Genomic DNA, 20,016 nt, shown 5'->3' on the forward strand with positions numbered 1-20,016 from the left:
ACCCCCCCTCCACTCCTGGCCGGATACCCTCTGGCCATGGCAGCGCGTGACCTTCAGGAGCGGATCAAGAAGCTCATCATCGACCGCCGGCTGGCCTCCGGGGCCCCGCTGCCGACCGAGCCCGAGCTGATGGAGCACCTCGGCGCGAGCCGGAACTCGGTGCGGGAGGCCCTGAAGGCGCTCCAGGCGATGGGCATCGTGGAGATCCGGCACGGCTTCGGCACCTACGTCGGCCCGATGTCCCTGGCCCCGATGATCGAGGGGCTCGCCTTCCGCACGGTCGCCGGGCACTACCGGGGCGAGGACTCCCTGCTCCAGCTGCTGGAGCTGAGGGAGGCGGTGGAGACGGGGCTCGTGTCCCGCCTCGCCGGGCGGATGCCTCATGCGGATCTGCTTGAACTGGACGCGCTCGTCGGCCGTATGGAAGAGCAGGCCGCGCGCGGAGCCGGCCTCGCCGAGACCGACCGGGCCTTTCACGCCACCCTCTACCGGGGGCTGGACAACGTGCTGCTGTGCGAGGTCCTCGAGGCATTCTGGGACGCCTTCCACCGGGTCCGCACGGACCTGGGGGGCGAGCCGCAGGACCCGAAGGTGACCTGCCGGCAGCACCGGGAGATCCTCGACGCGGTGCGGTCCGGCGACTCGATGCGGGCGGAGGAGGCCATAAGAGAGCACTTCGGCAACATCCGCGCCCGCCTTTCGACAACGCCTCCACAAGGCCCCCACACCCGCCACAATGAGCGTGTATGACCGGTAACCACCGTGTTTCGCGTCTTGCGATCATGATGGGCGCCGTAGAACCTTGGCTTTCTGGTTTTACAGGATGCTGCGACGACGCGGCAGTTGGGGGGATTCGGAGCCGGTTGCGGGCTGGGCGGGGATAGGGGCCCCGTTCATGAACCGATGCCGTGGGGGGCATCATGCAACCGGAAGGTCGCGTTGCCGTGTCTATAGGGTGTGGATGACGTGGTGACTGCGACCCACCACTGATACGTCTGTGAAGGTCGAGGGGGACCAGCAGCAGGCGGTACGAAGCTACGAAACACGCGGCTGTCCGCGTGTGGGGGGATGACTCATGACGTCGAGGCCCACGGGTGCCCGGCAGGAAAACGACCCGTCCCAGACCACCCAGCTCAGAGTGCCGGCGAACCGGATGAGCACCACGGGGACGTTCCGGCGGATCAAGAAGACGCTGCCGAGATACGACTACGAGCACTACAGCCGGCTCGCCGGTCCCCTCACCCAGCCGGATCCGAGCAAGCCGTACAAGGTGCAGTACCGCTCGCTCATCTCGCAGGAGCCGCACCGCATCCGCGTCGCCCTGATGCTGGCCGCGGCCCCGGTGCTGTCCCTGGTGCTGCTGTTCTGGCTGCTCCAGCCCGAGCACTGGACCGAGCGCGACTACCCCGCCTTCGACTGGCTGCCCGCGCTCGACATGGTCATGCTCGTCTCGATCGGCCTGATCGAGCTCTTCCGCTGCATGAACGTGCTGTCGAACGCGCACGCCACGCTGGTGGCCCGCGATCCGGTCCCGGTGGTGCCCGAGACCGGCACGAGAGTGGCCTTCCTCACCTCCTTCGTGCCCGGCAAGGAGCCGCTGGAGATGGTGACGAAGACCCTGGAGGCGGCCGTCAGGATCCGCCACCGCGGGCTGATGCACGTGTGGCTGCTCGACGAGGGCGACGACCCCGACGTGAAGGCGGTCTGCGAGCGCCTGGGTGTGCACCACTTCTCCCGCAAGGGCGTCGCGAAGTGGAACCAGGCCAAGGGCCCGCACCGCGCCAAGACCAAGCACGGCAACTACAACGCCTGGCTCGAGGCGCACGGCGACGACTACGACTTCTTCGCCTCGGTCGACACCGACCACGTGCCGCTGCCCAACTACCTGGAGCGGATGCTCGGCTTCTTCCGCGACCCGGACGTCGGCTTCGTCATCGGCCCGCAGGTCTACGGCAACTACGACAACCCCATCACCAAGGCCGCCGAGTCGCAGCAGTTCCTCTTCCACGCGCTGATCCAGCGCGCCGGCAACCGCTACGGCTCCCCGATGTTCGTCGGCACGTCCAACGCGGTGCGCATCAAGGCCCTGAAGCAGATCGGCGGCCTGTACGACTCGATCACCGAGGACATGGCGACCGGCTTCGAGATGCACCGCCACAAGAACCCGGCGACGGGCAGGAAGTGGCGCTCGGTGTACACGCCGGACGTGCTCGCCGTCGGTGAGGGCCCGAGCGCCTGGACGGACTTCTTCACCCAGCAGATGCGCTGGTCGCGGGGGACGTACGAGACGATCCTGGGGCAGTACTGGAAGGGCTGGTACTCGCTGCCGCCGAGCAAGCTCTTCAACTACACGATGATGATCATCTTCTACCCGATGTCGGCCCTCAACTGGATCCTGGCGGCGCTGAGTTGCTGCCTGTTCCTGGGCCTGGGCGCCTCGGGTGTGAACATCGACCCGGCCGTGTGGCTGATGCTCTACGGCAACGCCTCCGCCCTGCAGATCGGTCTGTACGTCTGGAACCGCCGGCACAACGTCTCGCCGCACGAGCCGGAGGGCTCCGGCGGTGTGGCCGGCATGGTGATGTCCGCGCTGTCGGCGCCGCTGTACGCGAAGGCCCTGATCGACGCCGTGCTGCGGCGCAAGAGCAAGTTCGTGGTGACGCCCAAGGGCGACTCGGCGAGCCCGGACCGCTGGTTCGGCACGTTCCGCTACCACTGGTACTTCGTCGCGATCTTCGGTGGATCGATCGCGGCCGGTTTCGCCTTCGGCCACTCCCACCCCGCGATGATCATCTGGGCGACGTTCGCGCTGCTGATCACCGCCTCGCCGGTGTTCGCCTGGCGCTGGCAGCTGCGGCAGGACGCGAAGAAGCCCGCCGCCGGTGCCGCGGGAGAGCCGCAGGACCCTGCGGGGCCGCCCCGGACGCAGCCGCTGCCCATCCCGCAGCAGCCGTCGGGGCACACCCCGCAGCGCAAGCCCTCGTGGGCCGCCACCCCGGGCGAGAACGGGGAGGTCGGGGGATCCGACCAGACCATGCAGATCGCCCTTGGTGGACTTGGGGGACGTAAGGAATGAACGACCGTGCAGGCCGCCGCCGGGCTCGTCGACTCGCGATCGGCACGGCGGTGGTACTCGCGCTGGCCGGGATGAACGGGCCGTGGCTCTACCGCTTCAGCACCGAGAAATACCACCAGTACACGATCAACAAGCCGGAGTACAAGGCCGCCAACGGCAAGTGGGAGATAGTCGATTTCCCCGAGGAGTACCGGCAGAACACCATCCACGCGGCGCTCCTGCGCACCGGCAAGGTGCTGCTCGTCGCGGGGTCGGGCAACAACCAGGACAACTTCGACGCGAAGAAGTTCGACACCCGGATCTGGGACCCGGTCAAGGGCACCGTCAAGAAGGTGCCCACACCGGCCGACCTGTTCTGCACCGGCCACACTCAGCTCGCCAACGGCAATCTGCTGATCGCGGGCGGCACCAAGCGCTACGAGAAACTCCAGGGTGACGTCAAGAAGGCCGGTGGCCTGATGATCGTCCACAACGAGAACCCGGACGCGCCGATCACCCTGCCCGCGGGCACCACGTTCACCGGCAAGAAGAACGGCAAGACCTTCGTCTCCAAGGACCCGGTGCTCGTGCCGCGCGCCAAGAAGGTCTTCGACAAGGCGACCGGCCGGTTCCTGCGCAACGACCCCGGCCTCGGCCGGATCTACGTCGAGGCGCAGAAGCGGGGCAAGAAGTACGAGACGGGCACGCAGGACAACTACCGCGTGCACGGCCTGAAGGGCGCCGACGCCAAGAACACCTACGGCATCGCGCAGAAACTCGCCCTGGACAAGAAGGACTTCCAGGGGATCCGGGACGCCTTCGAGTTCGATCCCGTCGCCGAGAAGTACATCAAGGTCGACCCGATGAAGGAGGCCCGCTGGTACCCGACGCTCACCACCCTGAGCGACGGGAAGATCCTCAGCGTCTCCGGCCTCGACGACATCGGCCAGCTGGTCCCGGGCAAGAACGAGGTCTTCGACCCGAAGACCAGGAAGTGGGCCTACACCGGCAAGGTCCGGCAGTTCCCGACCTACCCGGCGCTGTTCCTCATGCAGAACGGCAAGGTCTTCTACTCGGGGTCCAACGCGGGCTACGGACCGGACAACGTGGGCCGTGAGCCGGGCGTGTGGGACGTGGACACCAACAAGTTCTCCAAGATCCCCGGGCTGAGCGACCCCACCCTGATGGAGACGTCCGGCACGGTGCTGCTGCCGCCGGCGCAGGACGAGAAGTACATGGTGGTCGGCGGCGGCGGCGTCGGCGAGTCGGAGAAGTCCAGCGAGAAGACCCGGATCGTCGACCTGAAGAAGCCGGACCCGCGCTTCGTGGACGGCCCGTCCCTGGACAAGGGCACCCGCTACCCGAACGTCTCGGTGCTGCCCGACGACAACGTGCTGATCTCCGGCGGCTCGGAGGACTACCGCGGCCGCGGCGACTCCAACATCTTCGAGGCGCGGCTCTACGACGCGGAGAAGAACGAGCTCAAGCGCGTCGCCGACCCGCTCGTGGGCCGCAACTACCACTCCGGGTCGATCCTGCTGCCCGACGGGCGCGTGATGGTCTTCGGCTCCGACTCGCTCTACGCCGACAAGGCCAACACCAAGCCGGGCGAGTTCGAGCAGCGCATCGAGATCTACACGCCGCCCTACCTGTACGGCGACGCGGACCGGCCCTCGCTGTCGGGCGGTCCGCAGACCATCGAGCGCGGCTCCACGGGGACGTTCACCTCGTCGGACGCGGCGAAGGTCAAGAAGGTGCGGCTGATCCGGCCGAGTGCCGCCACGCACGTCACGGACATCGACCAGCGGTCGATCGCCCTGGACTTCAAGGCGTCCGGGAACAAGCTGACGGTGACCGTGCCGGAGAACCGGAACCTGGTCCAGGCGGGCTGGTACATGCTGTTCGTGACGGACGCGGACGGCACCCCGAGCAAGGCGCAGTGGGTCAAGGTGCCCTGACGGCCGAGGGCCGACGGCACGACGAAGGGGCGCTCTCCGCGAGGAGGGCGCCCCTTGTGCATGGCCGGGGCGTCGTTCCCGCCCGGGCCGGCCGGGTCAGGCGGTGGCCTTCGCCAGCTTCAGCGCGTAGTCCGCCCACCACTGGCCCGCCTTCGGGCCGCCCTTGCACTCGCCGTCCGACTCGCCGGGCCGCTTCACCCACAGGTACGCGTCGACCAGCGGGTCCGCCGTCTTCGTCGTCGGGGTCTCGCCCAGGGAGCGGCCCGGCGGGTTGCACCAGCGCTCGTCGGGCTTGCCGTCGTTGTAAGGGCCCTTGCCGTTGCGGCTGGTGTCGATGACGAAGTGCTTGCCGCCGACCTTGGCGGAGAGCTTCTTGCCGTAGGCGATGGAGTCCTCGGTCGAGTAGAAGTTGGAGACGTTGACCGAGAAGCCGTCGGCCTGGGCGATGCCCGCGCGGTTCAGGGACTCGAAGATCTGGTCGGGGTCCTGCCAGCCGGCGTTGCCCGCGTCCAGGTAGACCTTCGTCTTCTTCAGCGACTTGAGCTTGGCGACGGCGCCCTTGAGGAGGTCGTAGCGCTCCTCGTGGAACTGCTCCGGGGTGCAGCCGTCGACCAGGTGCAGCAGGGCGTCGGGTTCCAGGACGACCGTGGCGGGCCGGTCGCCGATACCGGCGGCGACGCCGTCGATCCAGTCGCGGTAGGCGTTGCCGTCGGCGGCGCCACCCTGCGAGTACTGGCCGCAGTCGCGGTGCGGGACGTTGTAGAGGACGAGCAGCGCCGTACGGCCGGCTTTGCCGGCGGCCTCGGTGAAGCCCCTGACCTGCTGCTGCGGGTCGTCCGGGACGACCCACTCGGCGACCGGCTGCTCGGCGATCTTGCGGATCTGCTCGGCGTCCTGCTTCTTGCCGGACTTCTCCAGGGCGGCGACCTGCCGGGCCGCCGTACCGTCCGGATTGACCCAGAAGGGGGCCTTCTCCTTGGGCTGCTGGGTGATCCCGGCGCCCGCCCCGTCGCCGCGCTCGTCCGTTCCGTCTCCTCCGTCGGAGGAGGAACACCCCGTCACCAGCAGTGCCGCCCCCAGCACCACTGCGGACACGCGCCTCTTGGCGAACGCCCCGGCCCCCCTGCTGCCGTACATCCAACTCCCCCTTGGGTGCACCGTTCCAAGTCTCAATCCTGGCATACGTCCCGCGCCGCCCACCGACGAACCCCGTCGGCGCGATGACACAGCGCCACCGTATCGGGACTTGGCGTCATCCAGCCCGGGGGCCGGTTCCCGTCAGGTACGCCGAGACGACCACGTTCGCCGTGTAGCTGCGGGTCGTGCGGTCGTAGCTGCCGCCGCAGGTGACCAGCCGCAGTTCCGCCCGGCCCGACTCGCGGGGCCCGTAGGCCTGATGGGCGTCGAAGCGGTCGCGGGTGAGGACCTGCACCGACTCGACGGTGAACTCGGCGATCTTCGCGTCGGCCCGGACCACCCGGATCGTCTGGCCCGGCCGCATGGCACTGACCCGGTAGAAGACGGCGGGCCGGGACTCGGTGTCGACATGACCGACCATCAGCGCGGTGCCGGGCGCCCCGGGTGCGACCCCGCCGGCGTACCAGCCGACCACGCCGGGCTGGTCGTACGGCGGCGGGTCGGGGGCCCCGTGCGCGTCGAGACCGCGCGCCACCACGGGGGCCTGGACGCCGATGCCGGGGATGTCGATGCGCTGCGGCAGCGCGTCGCCCAGCGGGCGCCGCTCCGGCGGCAGCTTGATGTCCGGGGGCCGTCCGGCCGCCGCCATGTCACCCGTGGCGGGCGCCGAGATGCCGTGCCGCATCTCGGTGACCTCGCGGCCCCACAGCCACAGCCCGAGCAGCAGCACGACCCAGGCCATGCCGGTCAGCAGGCGGCCGGTGCCCGAGAAACGTCTCTGGACGTGATCGTGATCGTGCATGGCCGGTCAGTCCGTTCCGCGGCCCCGGCGGACCCCGCGCAAGGCGAAGACCACCGCCGCGGCCGCCGCCGCGAGCACGAGTCCGGTCACCCCCTGCGCCGCACCGGGACCGGCGCCGCGTTCCTCGGCGGCGAGGTGGTCGGCGGCACCGCCGCCCCCCGCCTGGACGGGAGCGACGGGCGAGGCGGGCGCGCCGGGCCGGCGGGAGGGGAACGCCCCCTCGTCGACGCCGGGCGCGGGCGGCCGACCGCCCTTCTCGGGCGCGGGCGGCTGACCTCCCCTGCCGGGGACGGGTTGCTGTTCGCCCTCGGCGGGGGCGGGTGGCCGGCCGCCGTTGCCGAGGGCGGGTGACTGTCCGCCGTTGCCGGGGGCGGGTGGCCGGCCGCCGGGTCCGGGCACGGTGGCCTGTGGGGCCGCGGGCACGGTGGCCAGCGGGGCACCGTGCTGTCCCGCGCCGTGTCGTGCCTCGCCGTCCTGGACGGTGAAGGTGCCGGTGCGTCGCGTGGCACCGCAGGTGACCCGCACGGCGTACGAACCCGCCTTGAGCGTGGAGCGGACGCGGCTGTCGCCGACGAGCTCGTCGGCGCCGGCGACGGTGAGCCGCGCGTCCGCGACGAGGGCCGGCGAGGCGGCCACAGCCGTTCGCCGGTCGCAGCCGGTCACACGGAGCGTGACGTCACTGCCGGGGGCGGGGCGGGCCGGGGTCACCGACACGCTCCCCGTGTCCGTCGCGTACGCCGCCGGTGCGAGGGCGACGACGGCCAGGACGCTCGTACAGACAGTGACTCTCAGGGAACCCATCGTGAACCTCCAGACGCCTGGAGCCTCCCCCGCCCGGTGGGCCACCGCATCCTCAGGGACGCCGCAGTTGCTCCGTACGGGTGACCGGGGGTTTGAGCCCCGCCCGCCGCGGGGCCCGAGGTCAGACCCGGTCGACGAGGTTCGCGATCGAGTCCACGACCTGCGAGGGCCGGTACGGGAAGTCCTCGACCTGCTCGGGCCGGGTCAGGCCGGTGAGCACCAGGAACGTCTGCATCCCGGCCTCCATGCCGGCCAGCACGTCGGTGTCCATACGGTCGCCGATCATCGCGCTGGTCTCGGAGTGCGCCCCGATGGCGTTCAGCCCGGTCCGCATCATCAGCGGGTTCGGCTTGCCCGCGAAGTACGGCTTCTTGCCGGTCGCCTGGGTGATCAGCGCGGCCACCGCGCCGGTCGCGGGCAGCGGGCCCTCGGTGGAGGGGCCGGTCTCGTCGGGGTTGGTGCAGATGAAGCGGGCACCGCCGAGGATGAGCCGCACCGCCTTCGTCATGGCCTCGAAGGAGTACGTACGGGTCTCGCCGAGGACGACGTAGTCCGGCTCGTGGTCGGTCAGGATGTAGCCGATGTCGTGCAGCGCGGTGGTCAGCCCGGCCTCGCCGATGACGTACGCCGACCCGCCCGGTCGCTGGTCGTCCAGGAACTGGGCGGTGGCCAGCGCCGAGGTCCAGATGCTCTCGATCGGCACCTCCAGGCCCATGCGGCGCAGCCGGGCGTGCAGGTCGCGCGGGGTGTACATCGAGTTGTTGGTGAGGACCAGGAAGGGCTTCCCGGACTCGCGGAGCTTCTTCAGGAAGGCGTCGGCGCCGGGGATCGGAACGCCCTCGTGGATGAGCACACCGTCCATGTCGGTGAGCCACGACTCGATGGGCTTGCGGTCTGCCATGTGCGGGATCTCCTGCCGTACGCGGTCCAGCGTGCGACCCAGCCTAGACAGTGGCGGGATCTTGCGGAACGGTCCGTGTACGGCGTCCCGACTGGCGGGACGGCCGGCCATCCGTCCGTCGGGGGCACGACGCCGCGGCTCGATACACCTAGGGCCCTTCCGAGGAGTCCGAGCGGCGGCGGCGTACCACGAGCAGAGCAGCGCCGCCGGTGAGCAGCAGGACCGCGGTGGCCGCGGCGACCCGGGTGCCGGTGCCGGTCCTGGCCAGTTCCTCGGCGAAGGGGAACCGGTCCTCGCGGGGCGGGACGGAGGACTCGGAGTCGGGGCGGGATTCCGTACCCGTGTCCGGGTCCGCGTCGGTGTCCGGGTCCGCGTCGGTGCCGGTGCCCGACTCGCTGTCGGCGATCCGGAACCGGTAGTCGTTCGACTGCCCGACCCAGTCTCCGTCGTCGTCGTGCCGCTGCACGACCGCGGCGTTGGCCGTGACCTCGTTGGGCACGGCGTCCGAGGTGAGCGAGAGCCGCACCTGCACGGTGACGGTCTCGCCCGGTCCGACGGTGAACCCGGCGAAGCCGTCCCGCTCGTCGGCGAACGCCCCCACGAGTTCGTCCTCGCCGGTCTTCTCGAACCGCACGGGGTGGGCGCGCGCCCCCTCGAAGAATTCGAGGCGGGGCTGGGACGGCTCCAGGGCCCGCTTGCCGTCGACGAGCACGACGACGGGGTGGATCTCGGCGCAGGTCCGGTCCGTCGTGTTGGTCAGGTCGACCGAGAAGGTCCCGAACCCGCCACCGGCCGTGTAGGAGCCGGGGCCGCCGTGGATGCGGGTGGTGAGCGGGAAGGTGTGGTCGTCGGGCGCGGCACAGGCGGGCGCCGGGGCGTCCGCCAGTGCCGGATGCGCACCGGGCAGCAGGACGGCAGCCGCCGCTGCCGCCGCCAGGCAGAAGTGAGCGGGCGTGCAGAGTCGCATGATGATGTGACATTCCGAGCGGAGTGGCGCGCGAGACGACGACGCCGCGAACCGGCCCCGAACGGCGGCGCGGATCCGCCCGGTCGGCGCACACTCCGGGCGGAACGGCCCGCTGCGATGGGACGCCGGCTCGGCGTTCCCGGGCCGTGACGTCGCAACGGGGCTTGCCGGAGCCGCAACGGCTGAGCGCGAGGACCGGGCCCTTCTCCGCTCAGCCTCCTCCCCGCCCGAACACCGGCCCCAGCACCAGTTGAGCCGCCCCCACCGCCACGGCACCCTCTCCCCCGGCCGTGACGCGTACGGGCACGGCGTCCTGGCCCGTTCGCCGGGCCCGGTCCGCCAGCACCGCGCCGACCCCGCCCACGAAGGCCTCCGGCGCCGCCGTCACCGTACGGCCGCCGAGCAGGACGACGTCGATGTCGAGCAGCCCGACGAGGTTCGCCGCGCCGGCCCCCAGCACCCGCGCCGCCTCGTCCAGGTCGCCGCGCGCCACGGCACCGAGGCACAGGGCCTCGACGCAGCCCCGGTCCCCGCAGGTGCAGGGCGGGCCGTCGAGCTGGATCACCTGGTGGCCGAACTCCCCGGCCCCGGTCCTGGCCCCCCGGTGCACACTGCCGCCGATGACCAGCCCGGCCCCCAGCCCCGTGCCGAGGTGCAGGTAGGCGAAGGAACCGCGCTCGCCGCCTGCGGCGAGACGCAGCGCCGCCGCGTTGGTGTCCTTGTCGACGACGACCGGCACCCCGAGCCGCTCGGCCAGCGCCTCACGCAACGGGAAACCGTCCCACTCGGGGAACCCGGTCACCCGATGCAGCACCCCCCGGCCGTGATCGAGCGGCCCGGGCAACGCGACACCGACCCCGAGCAGGGACGGGTCGAGCGCGGAGAGCCCGTGCCGGGAGAGCGGGTCGAGCGCGGAGAGCCCGTGCCGGGAGAGCGGGTCGGGCCCGGCCGGCAGCACCCCCGCCACCGCCTCCCGCACCGCGGCCAGTACGGCCTCCGACCCCGCCCCCAGATCCAGCGCGGCCCGCCGCTCCCCCACCACGGTCCCGCGCAGGTCCACGCGCACGACCCGCACCTCGTCCCGGTCCAGATGGACCCCGACCGCGTGCCCGGCCTCCGGCACCAGCCGCAGCACCGTGCGCGGCTTGCCCCCGGTCGACGCCCGGCGCCCGGCCTCCGCCACGAGCCCGTCCTCCCGCAGCCGGGCCGTGATCTTGCTGACGGCCTGCGGGGTGAGCCCGGTCCGCTCGGCGAGTTCGAGCCGGCTGATGCCCTCGCCCCCGGCGGTCCGCAGCAGGTCGAGCACCAGCGCGGCGTTGTGGCTGCGCAGGGAGAGCAGGTTCACCCCGCCGCCCCCGCCCCGGGCCGCACCGGCTGCTCCCGCCCGGGCCGAACCGGCTGCTCCCGCTGCTCCCGCAGCCCCCGCCCGGGCCGAACCGGCCGCCTCCGCGGCTCCCGCCGTTCCCGACCCGCGCATGCCGTCCACTCCGCCCGTACGGTCGTCCGCCCTGTCCACGCCCCCATTGTCCCCGGCGCTTGCACTTTGGCAACAGCGTTGCGAAAGTGGGTGGCATGACTGGCACACCCCTCGGCACAGCCCCCGGCTCGCCCCTCCGCGTCGGCCTCGTCGGCTACGGCCTCGCCGGCTCCGTCTTCCACGCCCCGCTGATCGCCGCCACCGAGGGGCTCACCCTCGACACGGTGGTCACCTCGAACCCGGAACGGCAGCAGCAGGCCCGCGCCGAGTTCCCGGACGTCCGTCTCGCCGCCGCACCGGACGAGCTGTTCGACCGGGCCATCGAGCTGGACCTGGTCGTCATCGCGTCCCCGAACAAGACGCACGTGCCGCTCGCGAGGACCGCCCTGGAGGCAGGCCTGCCGGTCGTGGTCGACAAGCCCGTCGCCGGCACGGCGGCCGAGGCCCGCGAACTCGCCGCCCTCGCCGAGGAACGCGCACTGCTCCTCTCCGTCTTCCAGAACCGCCGCTGGGACAACGACTTCCTCACCCTGCGCAAGCTGCTGGACGAGGGCGAGTTGGGTGAGGTGTGGCGGTTCGAGTCGCGGTTCGAGCGCTGGCGCCCGAAGCCCAAGGGCGGCTGGCGGGAGTCCGGCGACCCCGCAGAGATCGGAGGTCTGCTCTACGACCTCGGCAGTCACGTCGTCGACCAGGCGCTGGTCCTGTTCGGCCCGGCGGCCTCCGTGTACGCGGAGGCGGACGTCCGCCGCCCGGGCGCCGAGACCGACGACGACACCTTCATCGCGGTCACGCACACCAGCGGCGTCCGCTCCCACCTCCACGTCTCCGCGACGACCGCCCAACTCGGCCCCCGCTTCCGCGTCCTGGGCTCCACCGCCGGTTACGTCAAGTACGGCCTGGACCCTCAGGAGGCGGCGCTCCGGGACGGCCGGCGCCCCGGCCCCGGCTGGGGTGTGGAGCCCGAGTCGCTGTGGGGCCGCGTGGGCTCCGGCGAGTCCCCGGTCACCGGCGGCGGACGCGTCGAACCCACCCTCCCGGGCGACTACCCCGCTTACTATGCGAGCGTGGCGAGGGCCCTGCTGGAGGGCGCCCCGAACCCGGTGACCGCGCGAGAGGCGGCCGCCGCCCTGGACGTCCTTCAGGCCGCTCGTCGTTCGGCCCTCGAGAAGGTGACGGTGACCCTGTGACCCACAAGAGCAACCCCTCGCACAGCCAGGGGCTCACCCCGAAGTTCCACCCGGAACTCACCCCGAGCCTGGAAGAGCTGGAGAAGCAGGAACGCGTCCTGGTGTTCCGGCAGTTCACGAACGACGACGCCTGGGCGCTCGGCTCGCTCCTCGTCGAGACGGCCCGGGAGCGGCAGGCCCCGGTCGCGATCGACATCCACCGCTCCGGCCAGCAGCTCTTCCACGCGGCGCTGCCCGGCTCCACGCCGGACAACGACGCCTGGATCGCCCGCAAGCGCCGGGTCGTCGAACGCTACGGCTGCGCCTCCTATCTGGTCGGCGCCCGCTTCCGCGCCAAGGGCAGCACGTTCGAGGAGTCCTCCCGGCTGGACCCCGACACCTACGCGGCGCACGGCGGCTCCTTCCCGATCACCGTCGAGGGCGTGGGCGTGATCGGCGCGGTGACGGTCTCCGGACTGCCGCAGCTCGACGATCACCGGATGGTGGTGGAGGCGCTGGAGCGGTTCCTGGACCGCTAGGGCCGTGGCAGCCGACGCCGCCCCCACGGAATGAGCGGAGACTCCCTCCGGTTGGCACCCGTGTACGCGTGATCAAGCACGGCGCCCCAACCGGAGGGACCCCCACCGATGACCACCTCCCTGAAGGAGACCCTCGGCCGTTACGGCATCTGGAGCGTAGGCCTGCGCTCGGAGGACCCGGACCGCCGCGGTGAACTCGCCGAGGCCGCCGCCGAACTGGAGGAGCTCGGCTACGACGCCCTCTGGCTGGGCGGCAACAGCTCCGCCGCCAACGCCGTCCCCCTCATCGAGGCGACCTCGAAGATCAAGGTCGGCACCAGCATCCAGAGCATCTGGCAGCACGAGCCGGACGCGTCCGCTGCGGCCTTCGCGGACCTGGAGTCGTCCCGCCCCGGGCGTTTCCTGCTGGGCCTCGGCGTGAGTCACGCCAAGCGGGTGGAGCAGTACGCCCGCCCCTACTCGGCCCTGGTCTCCCACCTCGACGGCCTGGACGCCGCCGGGGTGCCGGAGGACCGCCGGCTGCTGGCCGCCCTGGGCCCGAAGTCGCTGCGGCTGGCCGGTGACCGGGCGGCGGGCTCGATCCCGTACCTGGTCACCCCCGAGCACACCGCGCACGCCCGCGAGATCCTCGGCGAAGGCCCCCTGCTCGCCCCCGAGCTGGGCGTCGTCCCGGAGTCGGACCCGGTTCGCGCCCGCGCCCTGGCCCGCGAGTTCCTCGGCATCTACCTGCCGCTGCCGAACTACACCAACAACTTCCTCCGGCACGGCTTCACCGAGGACGACCTGTTGGACGGCGGCAGCGACCGCCTGGTCGACGCGCTGTTCGCCTGGGGCGACGAGACGGCGATCCGCGCCAAGATCGACACGTTCTTCGAGGCGGGCGCGGACCACCTGGCCCTCCAGATCGTGAACGACGAGCCGCGAGACGCCCTTCCCAGGAAGGCGTGGCGCGACCTGGCCGCCCTGCTGGCCTGAGGGCGCCCCCGACGCACTGACAGCAGCACTTGACAAAGTCTTGACCCGAAAACGAGTCGAGGCCGACCACCCACGCCGAAAACGTGCCGGTTACATGGACACCTGATGAACGTCGTTGACTCTCCTGCGGAACCAAAGAAAGCGTTGACCCTGACCTTCTGCCTCGTCCGACCTCGACGGCAGAAAAGACAATTCAGGGGGAGCTTTGCGTTCACTCATGCGACGTCGCGCATCGGTCACGGTCTCGGTCATCGCGCTGTGTCTGTTCGGAGCCGCGGCCTCACCCGCACAGGCGGCGGCCAATCCCAACCCCATCGACTGGCACGTCTACTCCACACACATCGGCCCTGACGGGGAGGACGTACCCCTCCGCGTCGGGCAGAAGGACGCGGCCGGCATCGACGGGTTCGGGAAGCGACACATCGAGTCCGGTCACAGCGGGCAGATCTCCAGCTGGTCGAATATGAAGCAGGACATCGACAAGACCTTGGACCGCGGAAAATGCAAGACTGCCGGCAGTAAGATTACTTGCAACCTTCAAAGTCACACCTTCCGGAATGTCAACGCCAGTGCGATGAAGGTCGTGTTCACCGAACGAGTCGACTCACGATCGCACGACCACCGGCCCGTCGGCATCATCACCGCGTACTACTACAACTGCGGGTGCTAGAAAACCTATGGCTAAGATTCCAGACCACGAGGCGTACCTCGAAGAATTCCGTGCGGAAGTCGTCGAGGGTCTGAGGGCAGCCCTTTCCGAGCACTCCGCCGCTCTCAACGGTCTGTCGTTCGCGGAAGACGAGGAAGGCGTCTGGGCGGAAGCTGCGGTGGAGTTGCCGGGCCTGCGGGAGCCGTGGGTTCGCCGCCGCCTGATCATTCCGGCACAGGGCCCCGACAAGGACGCCTGGCTGGCGGGCACGATCTTCTCTTCGGCGCTCGTCGAGGAGTTGGACCGGCGACCTTCCTGAGCGGTCCGCTCTCTGACGTGACCGCCACGCAACGAGGGCCTTCACCTCACACGGTGAAGGCCCTCGTTGCGCAAGGGGAGAGGCAGAACGCTGCCCGAGTCAGCTTGCCCCACCCCGCCTCTCAGGCGTCCTTGAACTCCTGCCGCTGCCGCCCGAGTCCCTCGATCTCCAGCTCCACGACATCCCCGGCCCGCAGGAACGGCTTCGGCTCGGGCGCCCCCAGCGCCACCCCCGCAGGCGTCCCGGTGTTGATCACATCGCCCGGGTACAGCGTCATGAACCGGCTGAGGTAGCGCACGACCTCCCCGACCGGGAAGATCTGCTCGGCAGTCGTCCCGTCCTGCTTCAACTCCCCGTTGACCCACAGCTTGAGGGCCAGACTCTGCGGGTCCGGCACCTCGTCCGCCGTCACCAGCCACGGCCCGAGCGGGTTGAACGTCTCGCAGTTCTTGCCCTTGTCCCAGGTCCCGCCGCGCTCGATCTGGAACTCCCGCTCGGACACGTCGTGCGCCACGGCGTACCCGGCGACATGCGCGAGGGCATCCTCCACGGACTCCAGGTACCTGGCCGTACGCCCGATGACGACGGCCAGTTCGACCTCCCAGTCGGTCTTGAGGGACCGGCGCGGCACGAGGACGGTGTCGTACGGCCCGACCACGGTGTCCGGCGCCTTCATGAAGAGGACCGGCTCGGCGGGCGGCTCGGCGCCGGTCTCGCGCGCGTGGTCGTGGTAGTTCAGCCCGATGCAGACGATCTTGCCGATCCGCCCCAGCGGCGGCCCGACCCGCAGCCCGGTGGCGTCCAGTACGGGCAGGTCACCGGCGTCGGCGGCGGCCCGGACCCGGCCGAGCGCCTCCTCGTCGGCGAGCAGCGCACCGTCGATGTCCGCCACGACGCCCGACAGGTCGCGCAGGGCCCCGTCGGCGTCGAGCAGCGCGGGCCGCTCCGCCCCGGCCGTACCGACTCGCAGCAGCTTCATGATCAGTCTCCCTCGATCGCGTGCGCCCGACCGATGCGCGCGACCCGGATGCGGCGGGGCGGAGCCATCGGAGGACTGGTCGATCCTCCAAGCCCGCGGTGCGCTCCGCAATACCCCGTTCACGTACTGGACCGGGCCCGCCGGATCACCGGTACAGCACGGCCCGCTCGACGGCGCTCCACGTCGTGCTGGTGACGACGTACAGCGCGGCGGCCAGCGGCACGACCGCCACGGTGACCAGCGTGAAGAACGACATGAACGGCATCACCCGGCTCACCGCCGCCAGCCCGGGCAGCTGCTCCCCGCCATCGGCCGGGGCGGCCGGGTTCGCGGCCGCCACGCGCTTGCCGAGCCGGTAGCTGAACGCTGCGACGCACCCGACGACCACGAACAGCACGGCGTAGACCAGCCCCGCACCGCTGAGAAGACCGCCGTCGAGCGCGTCCGTCCACCGCTCCCCGAGCGGCGCGGCGAACAGCTGGTGGCCGAGGAGCGCGTTGGTCTCGCCGCCGATCGTGCCGCTGGAGAACAGGTGGTAGAGCAGGAAGAACGCGGGGATCTGGAGCATCCCCGGCAGGCAGCCGGCCAGCGGTGACACCTTCTCCTCGGCGTGCAGCTCCAGCACTGCCTTCTGGAGCCTCTCGGGGTTCTTGCCGTGCTTCCTCCGCAGCTCGGCGATCTTCGGCTGGAGTGCGGTGCGGGCTTTCTGGCCGCGTGCGGCGGCCCGGGACAGGGGGTGGACGAGGAGGCGTACGAGCGCGGTGAACAGGACGATCGCCGCGGCGGCGGCCGAGGCGCCGAACAGCGGCTGGAGCAGGTCGGCAAGGTGCTCGACCAGGCTGGCGAAGACGGACATGGGTGAGCCCTCCGGGGGTCTCGTCGTGCCGGAAGTGGGTCATGGCGGCATGACGACCCGCGCGGGGTCACTTCGAAGTGAGGAGGTGCCCCTGCGCGACGGTCGCCCGGAGGGCGTGACCGGGTGCCCGGGGCCGGGTGCGTCCCCGGGCGTCGGGATCGCGTTGTGGGAGGAAGGCCGTACGCCGGTCCCGGTCGCGGATGGCCGTACGCACCCGGGTGCGCGGCACGGCGGGCGCGCAGCGCGAGGCGACGACGGTGCAGAGTGCGAGGGCTGCCGAGGCCGCGGCGGTGGCGGCGAGGGCGACGGTGGCGGAGAGGCTGCCGGTGTCGAGCAGCGCCACCTCGACGAGCAGGAAGAGCAGCGCGAGGGCGGGACGCAGCGTCGCCCAGCTCCGGTTCATCGGCCGCCCCTCCCCTCGTACGCGTGTATGCCCTGTCGTTCGTTATACAGGATCACCCTCCGCAGCGGACCGGGAGCGGACCGGCGACTTCGTAAACGGGTTTGAAGAAGGTTCGTCAGAACTATCGACAACCCACACGCCACACCCGATGCTTCTCGTCACCAACCACGGGGACACCCCTGTGACGCCGGGCCGGGGACCGGCGTCCGCCCCCAACTCCCTTACGGAGGAGCCGTGATCCGACGCAGAAGTCTGCTGGCCGCAGCAGGCGGAACGTTCCTCGGCAGCGCCCTGGCGACGGGCACCGCGCACGCGGACGCCACGATCGCCGTCAACCCGTCGACGACGTACGGCACCTGGGAGGGCTGGGGCACCTCCCTCGCCTGGTGGGCCAACGTCTTCGGCGCCCGGGACGACTTCGCCGACCTGTTCTTCACCACCAAGTCCGTCACGTACAACGGCCGTTCCCTCCCCGGCCTGGGCCTCAACATCGCCCGCTACAACCTCGGCGCCTGCAGCTCCAACAGCGTCGGCGGCGAGACGATGGTGAAGTCGCCCAACATCCCCGCCTTCAAGCAGATCGAGGGCTTCTGGCAGGACTGGAACAACGAGGACCCCACCTCCTCGGCGTGGAAGTGGACGGCGGACGCCAACCAGCGCGCGATGCTGGTGAAGGCGACCCAGCGGGGCGCGATCACCGAGCTGTTCGCCAACTCCCCGATGTGGTGGATGTGCTCCAACCACAACCCCTCGGGCGCGTCGGGCGGCGGCAACAACCTCCAGACCTGGAACTACCGCCAGCACGCGAGCCACTTGGCGGCGACGGCCCTGTACGCGAAGAACAACTGGGGCGTGAACTTCGCGACGGTCGACCCCTTCAACGAGCCGGCCTCCACCTGGTGGACCGCGACCGGCACCCAGGAGGGCTGCCACATGGACCCGGCGGTCCAGGCGGCCGTACTCCCCTACATGCGAAGCGAGCTGGACAAGCGCGGCCTCACGGGACTGCGCATAGCGGCCTCGGACGAGACGAACTACGACACGGCCCGCTCGACCTGGGGATCCTTCGGTACGTCGACGAAGGCCCTGGTATCCCAGGTCAACGTGCACGGCTACCAGGGCTCGGGCGGCCGCCGCGACCTCCTCTACACGGACGTCGTGACCACCTCCCGCAAGAAGCTGTGGAACTCCGAGACGGGCGACAGCGACGGCACGGGCCTGACGATGGCCTCCAACCTCTGCCTCGACTTCCGCTGGCTGCACCCGACGGCCTGGTGCTACTGGCAGGTCATGGACCCGTCGACGGGCTGGGCGATGATCGCCTACGACGCCGGCACCCTCCAGCCGACCACCGTCCAGACCAAGCACTACGTGATGGCCCAGTTCAGCCGCCACATCCGCCCCGGCATGACGATCCTGGACACGGGCGTGGACTACGCGGTGGCGGCGTACGACGCGACGGCCCGCCGCCTGGTGATCGTCGCGGTGAACACCTCCGCCTCCGCGCAGACCCTCACCTTCGACCTCTCCCGCTTCTCGACGGTGACGGGCGGTTCCGGAGGCCTGGTCCCGCGCTGGAACACGGTCACGACGGGCGGCGGCGACCTCTACACGACACGCTCGGACATCCGCCTGAACGGCAAATCGGTAAGCGTCCCATTCTCGGCGAAGGCGGTCCAAACCCTCCAAATAGACAACGTGACGCAGTAGTCCGGCCACGGCCCGCCGTGATCCGTCGGCGGCGGTTCGGAACGAAGCGTGAAGCCCGGGTGGCGAGCGAGGGGAAGTGGGGTGGCCGAGTGGTCTGGCCTGCGCATCTCTCACGCTCGTCACCTCCCGGCAGTACGGTGTCCCCCATGCGCCCCGACACGCCTGCCGAAAACGTCGACCACACCGCCGAGGCGGCACGCCTGGAGCGGACCGCCGGCCTGTATCCCGAGGACGCCGAGGCCCTGCTGCTGCGGGCGGCGGCCCACCTGGAGCTCTCCGGCGACCGCCCCACCGCGACCACCCTCTACGACCGCCTGCTGTCCTCCCCCGACGGCCTGGAGAACCCCCACCTGGTACGGGCACTCAAGGCCTCGAACCTCTGGGAGTACGGCCACGAGGCCGAGGCCCGCGCGATCATCGAGGGTGTCCGGGCAGCGTCCCCCAAGGACCCGGCCCCCTGGGTGATCGTCGCGGAGTCCCTGGAGAACCACGACGAGTTGGAAGCGGCCCACGAGACGTTCACGGAGGCCGTGCACCGCCTCCTGACGGACGTCGAGGAGCCCCCGCAGCCGACCCACCCCCTCCTCTTCGGCCGCCACCGGGTCCGCCGCATGCTGGGCCGCTCCCACGACGAGTGGGACGCCCTGGCGGACTCGGTCCACTCCCTCCCGATCACCCTGGACGAACTCCACGACCCCAAGCGCGTGTGGTCCCTGGGCTCGGAGAACCCGGCGGAACTGGAGGCGGAGATCCTCCGCCTCCGAGCGGAACTGGGCGCGTACCGGGAGGCCCTCTCCCGCCCCTTCCCGGTGGCGATCCTGCACTGGCCGGCGAACGAGCTCACGGAACTCCTGGAGGCGTATCCGGCGCTCGCATCGGAGTACCCGACCCACGAGGAACACCTCTCGACCATAGAGACGGCCCTGCGCGAACTGTCCTCCTCCGGCACCCCGAACCTGGGCATCGTCACAGGCACGGTCCCGTCCTACGAGGCCTTCGCGGCATCGGAACTCTCCTCCCCGACGGACGCGACGCTGCTGCCGCAGTACGCGACGACGCTGGCGGCACGGGGCCGTGCAGTGGCTTGGCCGCCGCAGCAGGGGGCGGGGTGCTGGTGTGGGTCAGGGCGGACGTATGGCGAGTGCCACGGGGGCGGCGCCTGAGAGCCCGCTGCCCTTGATCAAGAGGGACCACCGGCAAGGCGCCGCCAAGCCGACCCGGCGTGCGCGGAACCGCTGACGCGCCCGTCACGCCGGGCACCCCCCAGCACACGGCGGCGCTCCCCACCCTGGCCCCCGCTTCCCCGGGCCGCCCGCTCGCTT

The 20,016-nt window shown here is 70.9% G+C and carries 19 protein-coding genes; 10 read left to right on the forward strand and 9 right to left on the reverse strand.

Features of this window, described 5'->3' with window-relative positions:
- The first annotated feature begins 36 nt into the window (after positions 1–36).
- The 3 genes from ACFCXS_RS07500 (at position 37) to ACFCXS_RS07510 (ending at position 5,013) form a co-directional block, all read left to right on the forward strand.
- Positions 37–750 carry a FadR/GntR family transcriptional regulator gene (locus ACFCXS_RS07500; protein WP_376642105.1) on the forward strand — a complete coding sequence of 238 codons (714 nt, stop codon included), beginning with the start codon at positions 37–39 and terminating at the stop codon, positions 748–750.
- Between the two features lie 325 nt (positions 751–1,075).
- Positions 1,076–3,076, forward strand: a complete 2,001-nt coding sequence (locus tag ACFCXS_RS07505) for a glycosyltransferase family 2 protein (protein WP_376642106.1) — start codon at positions 1,076–1,078, stop codon at positions 3,074–3,076.
- On the forward strand, positions 3,073–5,013 hold the full coding sequence (locus ACFCXS_RS07510) for a kelch motif-containing protein (RefSeq protein WP_376642107.1): 1,941 nt from the start codon (positions 3,073–3,075) through the stop codon (positions 5,011–5,013). The genes ACFCXS_RS07505 and ACFCXS_RS07510 overlap by 4 nt, the downstream gene beginning before the upstream one ends.
- A 96-nt stretch (positions 5,014–5,109) precedes the next feature.
- On the opposite strand, the gene ACFCXS_RS07515 is transcribed toward ACFCXS_RS07510, so the two are convergent.
- From ACFCXS_RS07515 to ACFCXS_RS07540, 6 genes are all read right to left on the reverse strand, one after another.
- A complete protein-coding gene (locus tag ACFCXS_RS07515) occupies positions 5,110–6,150 on the reverse strand; it encodes a glycoside hydrolase family 6 protein (RefSeq protein ID WP_376642108.1) in 1,041 nt (346 codons plus the stop codon).
- A 115-nt stretch (positions 6,151–6,265) separates the two neighbouring features.
- On the reverse strand, positions 6,266–6,952 hold the full coding sequence (locus ACFCXS_RS07520) for a class F sortase (RefSeq protein WP_376642109.1): 687 nt from the start codon (positions 6,950–6,952) through the stop codon (positions 6,266–6,268).
- A gap of 6 nt (positions 6,953–6,958) precedes the next feature.
- Positions 6,959–7,753 carry a hypothetical protein gene (locus ACFCXS_RS07525; RefSeq protein WP_376642110.1) on the reverse strand — a complete coding sequence of 265 codons (795 nt, stop codon included), beginning with the start codon at positions 7,751–7,753 and terminating at the stop codon, positions 6,959–6,961.
- Positions 7,754–7,874: 121 nt separating this feature from the next.
- Positions 7,875–8,654 carry an HAD-IIA family hydrolase gene (locus tag ACFCXS_RS07530; protein WP_376642111.1) on the reverse strand — a complete coding sequence of 260 codons (780 nt, stop codon included), beginning with the start codon at positions 8,652–8,654 and terminating at the stop codon, positions 7,875–7,877.
- 148 nt (positions 8,655–8,802) lie between these two features.
- The gene (locus tag ACFCXS_RS07535) at positions 8,803–9,621 is read right to left on the reverse strand and encodes an LPXTG cell wall anchor domain-containing protein (RefSeq protein ID WP_376642112.1); all 819 of its coding nucleotides are present in this window, start codon (positions 9,619–9,621) and stop codon (positions 8,803–8,805) included.
- Between the two features lie 211 nt (positions 9,622–9,832).
- Positions 9,833–11,098: an ROK family protein gene (locus ACFCXS_RS07540; RefSeq protein WP_376642410.1), complete on the reverse strand. Its 1,266-nt coding sequence runs from the start codon at positions 11,096–11,098 to the stop codon at positions 9,833–9,835.
- A gap of 95 nt (positions 11,099–11,193) precedes the next feature.
- Here ACFCXS_RS07540 and ACFCXS_RS07545 point away from each other — a divergent pair, with 95 nt between their 5' ends.
- The 5 genes from ACFCXS_RS07545 (at position 11,194) to ACFCXS_RS07565 (ending at position 14,746) form a co-directional block, all read left to right on the forward strand.
- Entirely contained in the window at positions 11,194–12,285 is a 1,092-nt protein-coding gene (locus ACFCXS_RS07545) for a Gfo/Idh/MocA family oxidoreductase (RefSeq protein ID WP_376642113.1), read from the forward strand.
- On the forward strand, positions 12,282–12,803 hold the full coding sequence (locus ACFCXS_RS07550) for a heme-degrading domain-containing protein (protein ID WP_376642114.1): 522 nt from the start codon (positions 12,282–12,284) through the stop codon (positions 12,801–12,803). The genes ACFCXS_RS07545 and ACFCXS_RS07550 overlap by 4 nt, the downstream gene beginning before the upstream one ends.
- Before the next feature lie 108 nt (positions 12,804–12,911).
- Positions 12,912–13,778 (forward strand): LLM class F420-dependent oxidoreductase, encoded by an 867-nt coding sequence (locus tag ACFCXS_RS07555; RefSeq protein ID WP_376642115.1) that lies wholly within the window; start codon positions 12,912–12,914, stop codon positions 13,776–13,778.
- Positions 13,779–13,995: 217 nt separating this feature from the next.
- On the forward strand, positions 13,996–14,448 hold the full coding sequence (locus ACFCXS_RS07560) for a hypothetical protein (RefSeq protein WP_376642116.1): 453 nt from the start codon (positions 13,996–13,998) through the stop codon (positions 14,446–14,448).
- A 7-nt stretch (positions 14,449–14,455) separates the two neighbouring features.
- Complete coding sequence (locus tag ACFCXS_RS07565) at positions 14,456–14,746, forward strand: hypothetical protein (RefSeq protein WP_376642117.1); 291 nt, start codon at positions 14,456–14,458, stop codon at positions 14,744–14,746.
- 121 nt (positions 14,747–14,867) lie between these two features.
- On the opposite strand, the gene ACFCXS_RS07570 is transcribed toward ACFCXS_RS07565, so the two are convergent.
- From ACFCXS_RS07570 to ACFCXS_RS07580, 3 genes are all read right to left on the reverse strand, one after another.
- Complete coding sequence (locus tag ACFCXS_RS07570; RefSeq protein ID WP_376642118.1) at positions 14,868–15,725, reverse strand: fumarylacetoacetate hydrolase family protein; 858 nt, start codon at positions 15,723–15,725, stop codon at positions 14,868–14,870.
- A 145-nt stretch (positions 15,726–15,870) separates the two neighbouring features.
- Positions 15,871–16,581, reverse strand: a complete 711-nt coding sequence (locus tag ACFCXS_RS07575; protein ID WP_376642119.1) for a YidC/Oxa1 family membrane protein insertase — start codon at positions 16,579–16,581, stop codon at positions 15,871–15,873.
- Positions 16,582–16,648: 67 nt separating this feature from the next.
- Positions 16,649–16,984, reverse strand: a complete 336-nt coding sequence (locus tag ACFCXS_RS07580) for a DUF6412 domain-containing protein (RefSeq protein ID WP_376642120.1) — start codon at positions 16,982–16,984, stop codon at positions 16,649–16,651.
- A gap of 234 nt (positions 16,985–17,218) precedes the next feature.
- Between ACFCXS_RS07580 and ACFCXS_RS07585 the strand changes: the two genes are divergently transcribed.
- Positions 17,219–18,694: a beta-1,6-galactanase gene (locus tag ACFCXS_RS07585; protein WP_376642121.1), complete on the forward strand. Its 1,476-nt coding sequence runs from the start codon at positions 17,219–17,221 to the stop codon at positions 18,692–18,694.
- Between the two features lie 146 nt (positions 18,695–18,840).
- On the forward strand, positions 18,841–19,857 hold the full coding sequence (locus ACFCXS_RS07590) for an SEC-C metal-binding domain-containing protein (RefSeq protein WP_376642122.1): 1,017 nt from the start codon (positions 18,841–18,843) through the stop codon (positions 19,855–19,857).
- Positions 19,858–20,016: the final 159 nt, after the last annotated feature.

Source organism: Streptomyces sp. NPDC056373 (assembly GCF_042262425.1).
Classification (GTDB): domain Bacteria; phylum Actinomycetota; class Actinomycetes; order Streptomycetales; family Streptomycetaceae; genus Streptomyces.

What these genes read in the sequence shown, in the direction of transcription:
- ACFCXS_RS07500 (WP_376642105.1), top strand. Translation starts at nt 37, where the DNA reads ATGGCAGCGCGTGACCTTCAGGAGCGGATCAAGAAGCTCATCATCGAC.
- ACFCXS_RS07560 (WP_376642116.1), top strand. Translation starts at nt 13,996, where the DNA reads ATGCGACGTCGCGCATCGGTCACGGTCTCGGTCATCGCGCTGTGTCTG.
- ACFCXS_RS07555 (WP_376642115.1), top strand. Translation starts at nt 12,912, where the DNA reads ATGACCACCTCCCTGAAGGAGACCCTCGGCCGTTACGGCATCTGGAGC.
- ACFCXS_RS07570 (WP_376642118.1), bottom strand. Translation starts at nt 15,725, where the DNA reads ATGAAGCTGCTGCGAGTCGGTACGGCCGGGGCGGAGCGGCCCGCGCTG.
- ACFCXS_RS07580 (WP_376642120.1), bottom strand. Translation starts at nt 16,984, where the DNA reads ATGAACCGGAGCTGGGCGACGCTGCGTCCCGCCCTCGCGCTGCTCTTC.
- ACFCXS_RS07545 (WP_376642113.1), top strand. Translation starts at nt 11,194, where the DNA reads ATGACTGGCACACCCCTCGGCACAGCCCCCGGCTCGCCCCTCCGCGTC.
- ACFCXS_RS07575 (WP_376642119.1), bottom strand. Translation starts at nt 16,581, where the DNA reads ATGTCCGTCTTCGCCAGCCTGGTCGAGCACCTTGCCGACCTGCTCCAG.
- ACFCXS_RS07515 (WP_376642108.1), bottom strand. Translation starts at nt 6,150, where the DNA reads ATGTACGGCAGCAGGGGGGCCGGGGCGTTCGCCAAGAGGCGCGTGTCC.
- ACFCXS_RS07530 (WP_376642111.1), bottom strand. Translation starts at nt 8,654, where the DNA reads ATGGCAGACCGCAAGCCCATCGAGTCGTGGCTCACCGACATGGACGGT.
- ACFCXS_RS07565 (WP_376642117.1), top strand. Translation starts at nt 14,456, where the DNA reads ATGGCTAAGATTCCAGACCACGAGGCGTACCTCGAAGAATTCCGTGCG.
- ACFCXS_RS07510 (WP_376642107.1), top strand. Translation starts at nt 3,073, where the DNA reads ATGAACGACCGTGCAGGCCGCCGCCGGGCTCGTCGACTCGCGATCGGC.
- ACFCXS_RS07540 (WP_376642410.1), bottom strand. Translation starts at nt 11,098, where the DNA reads ATGCGCGGGTCGGGAACGGCGGGAGCCGCGGAGGCGGCCGGTTCGGCC.
- ACFCXS_RS07590 (WP_376642122.1), top strand. Translation starts at nt 18,841, where the DNA reads ATGCGCCCCGACACGCCTGCCGAAAACGTCGACCACACCGCCGAGGCG.
- ACFCXS_RS07535 (WP_376642112.1), bottom strand. Translation starts at nt 9,621, where the DNA reads ATGCGACTCTGCACGCCCGCTCACTTCTGCCTGGCGGCGGCAGCGGCG.
- ACFCXS_RS07520 (WP_376642109.1), bottom strand. Translation starts at nt 6,952, where the DNA reads ATGCACGATCACGATCACGTCCAGAGACGTTTCTCGGGCACCGGCCGC.
- ACFCXS_RS07525 (WP_376642110.1), bottom strand. Translation starts at nt 7,753, where the DNA reads ATGGGTTCCCTGAGAGTCACTGTCTGTACGAGCGTCCTGGCCGTCGTC.
- ACFCXS_RS07505 (WP_376642106.1), top strand. Translation starts at nt 1,076, where the DNA reads ATGACGTCGAGGCCCACGGGTGCCCGGCAGGAAAACGACCCGTCCCAG.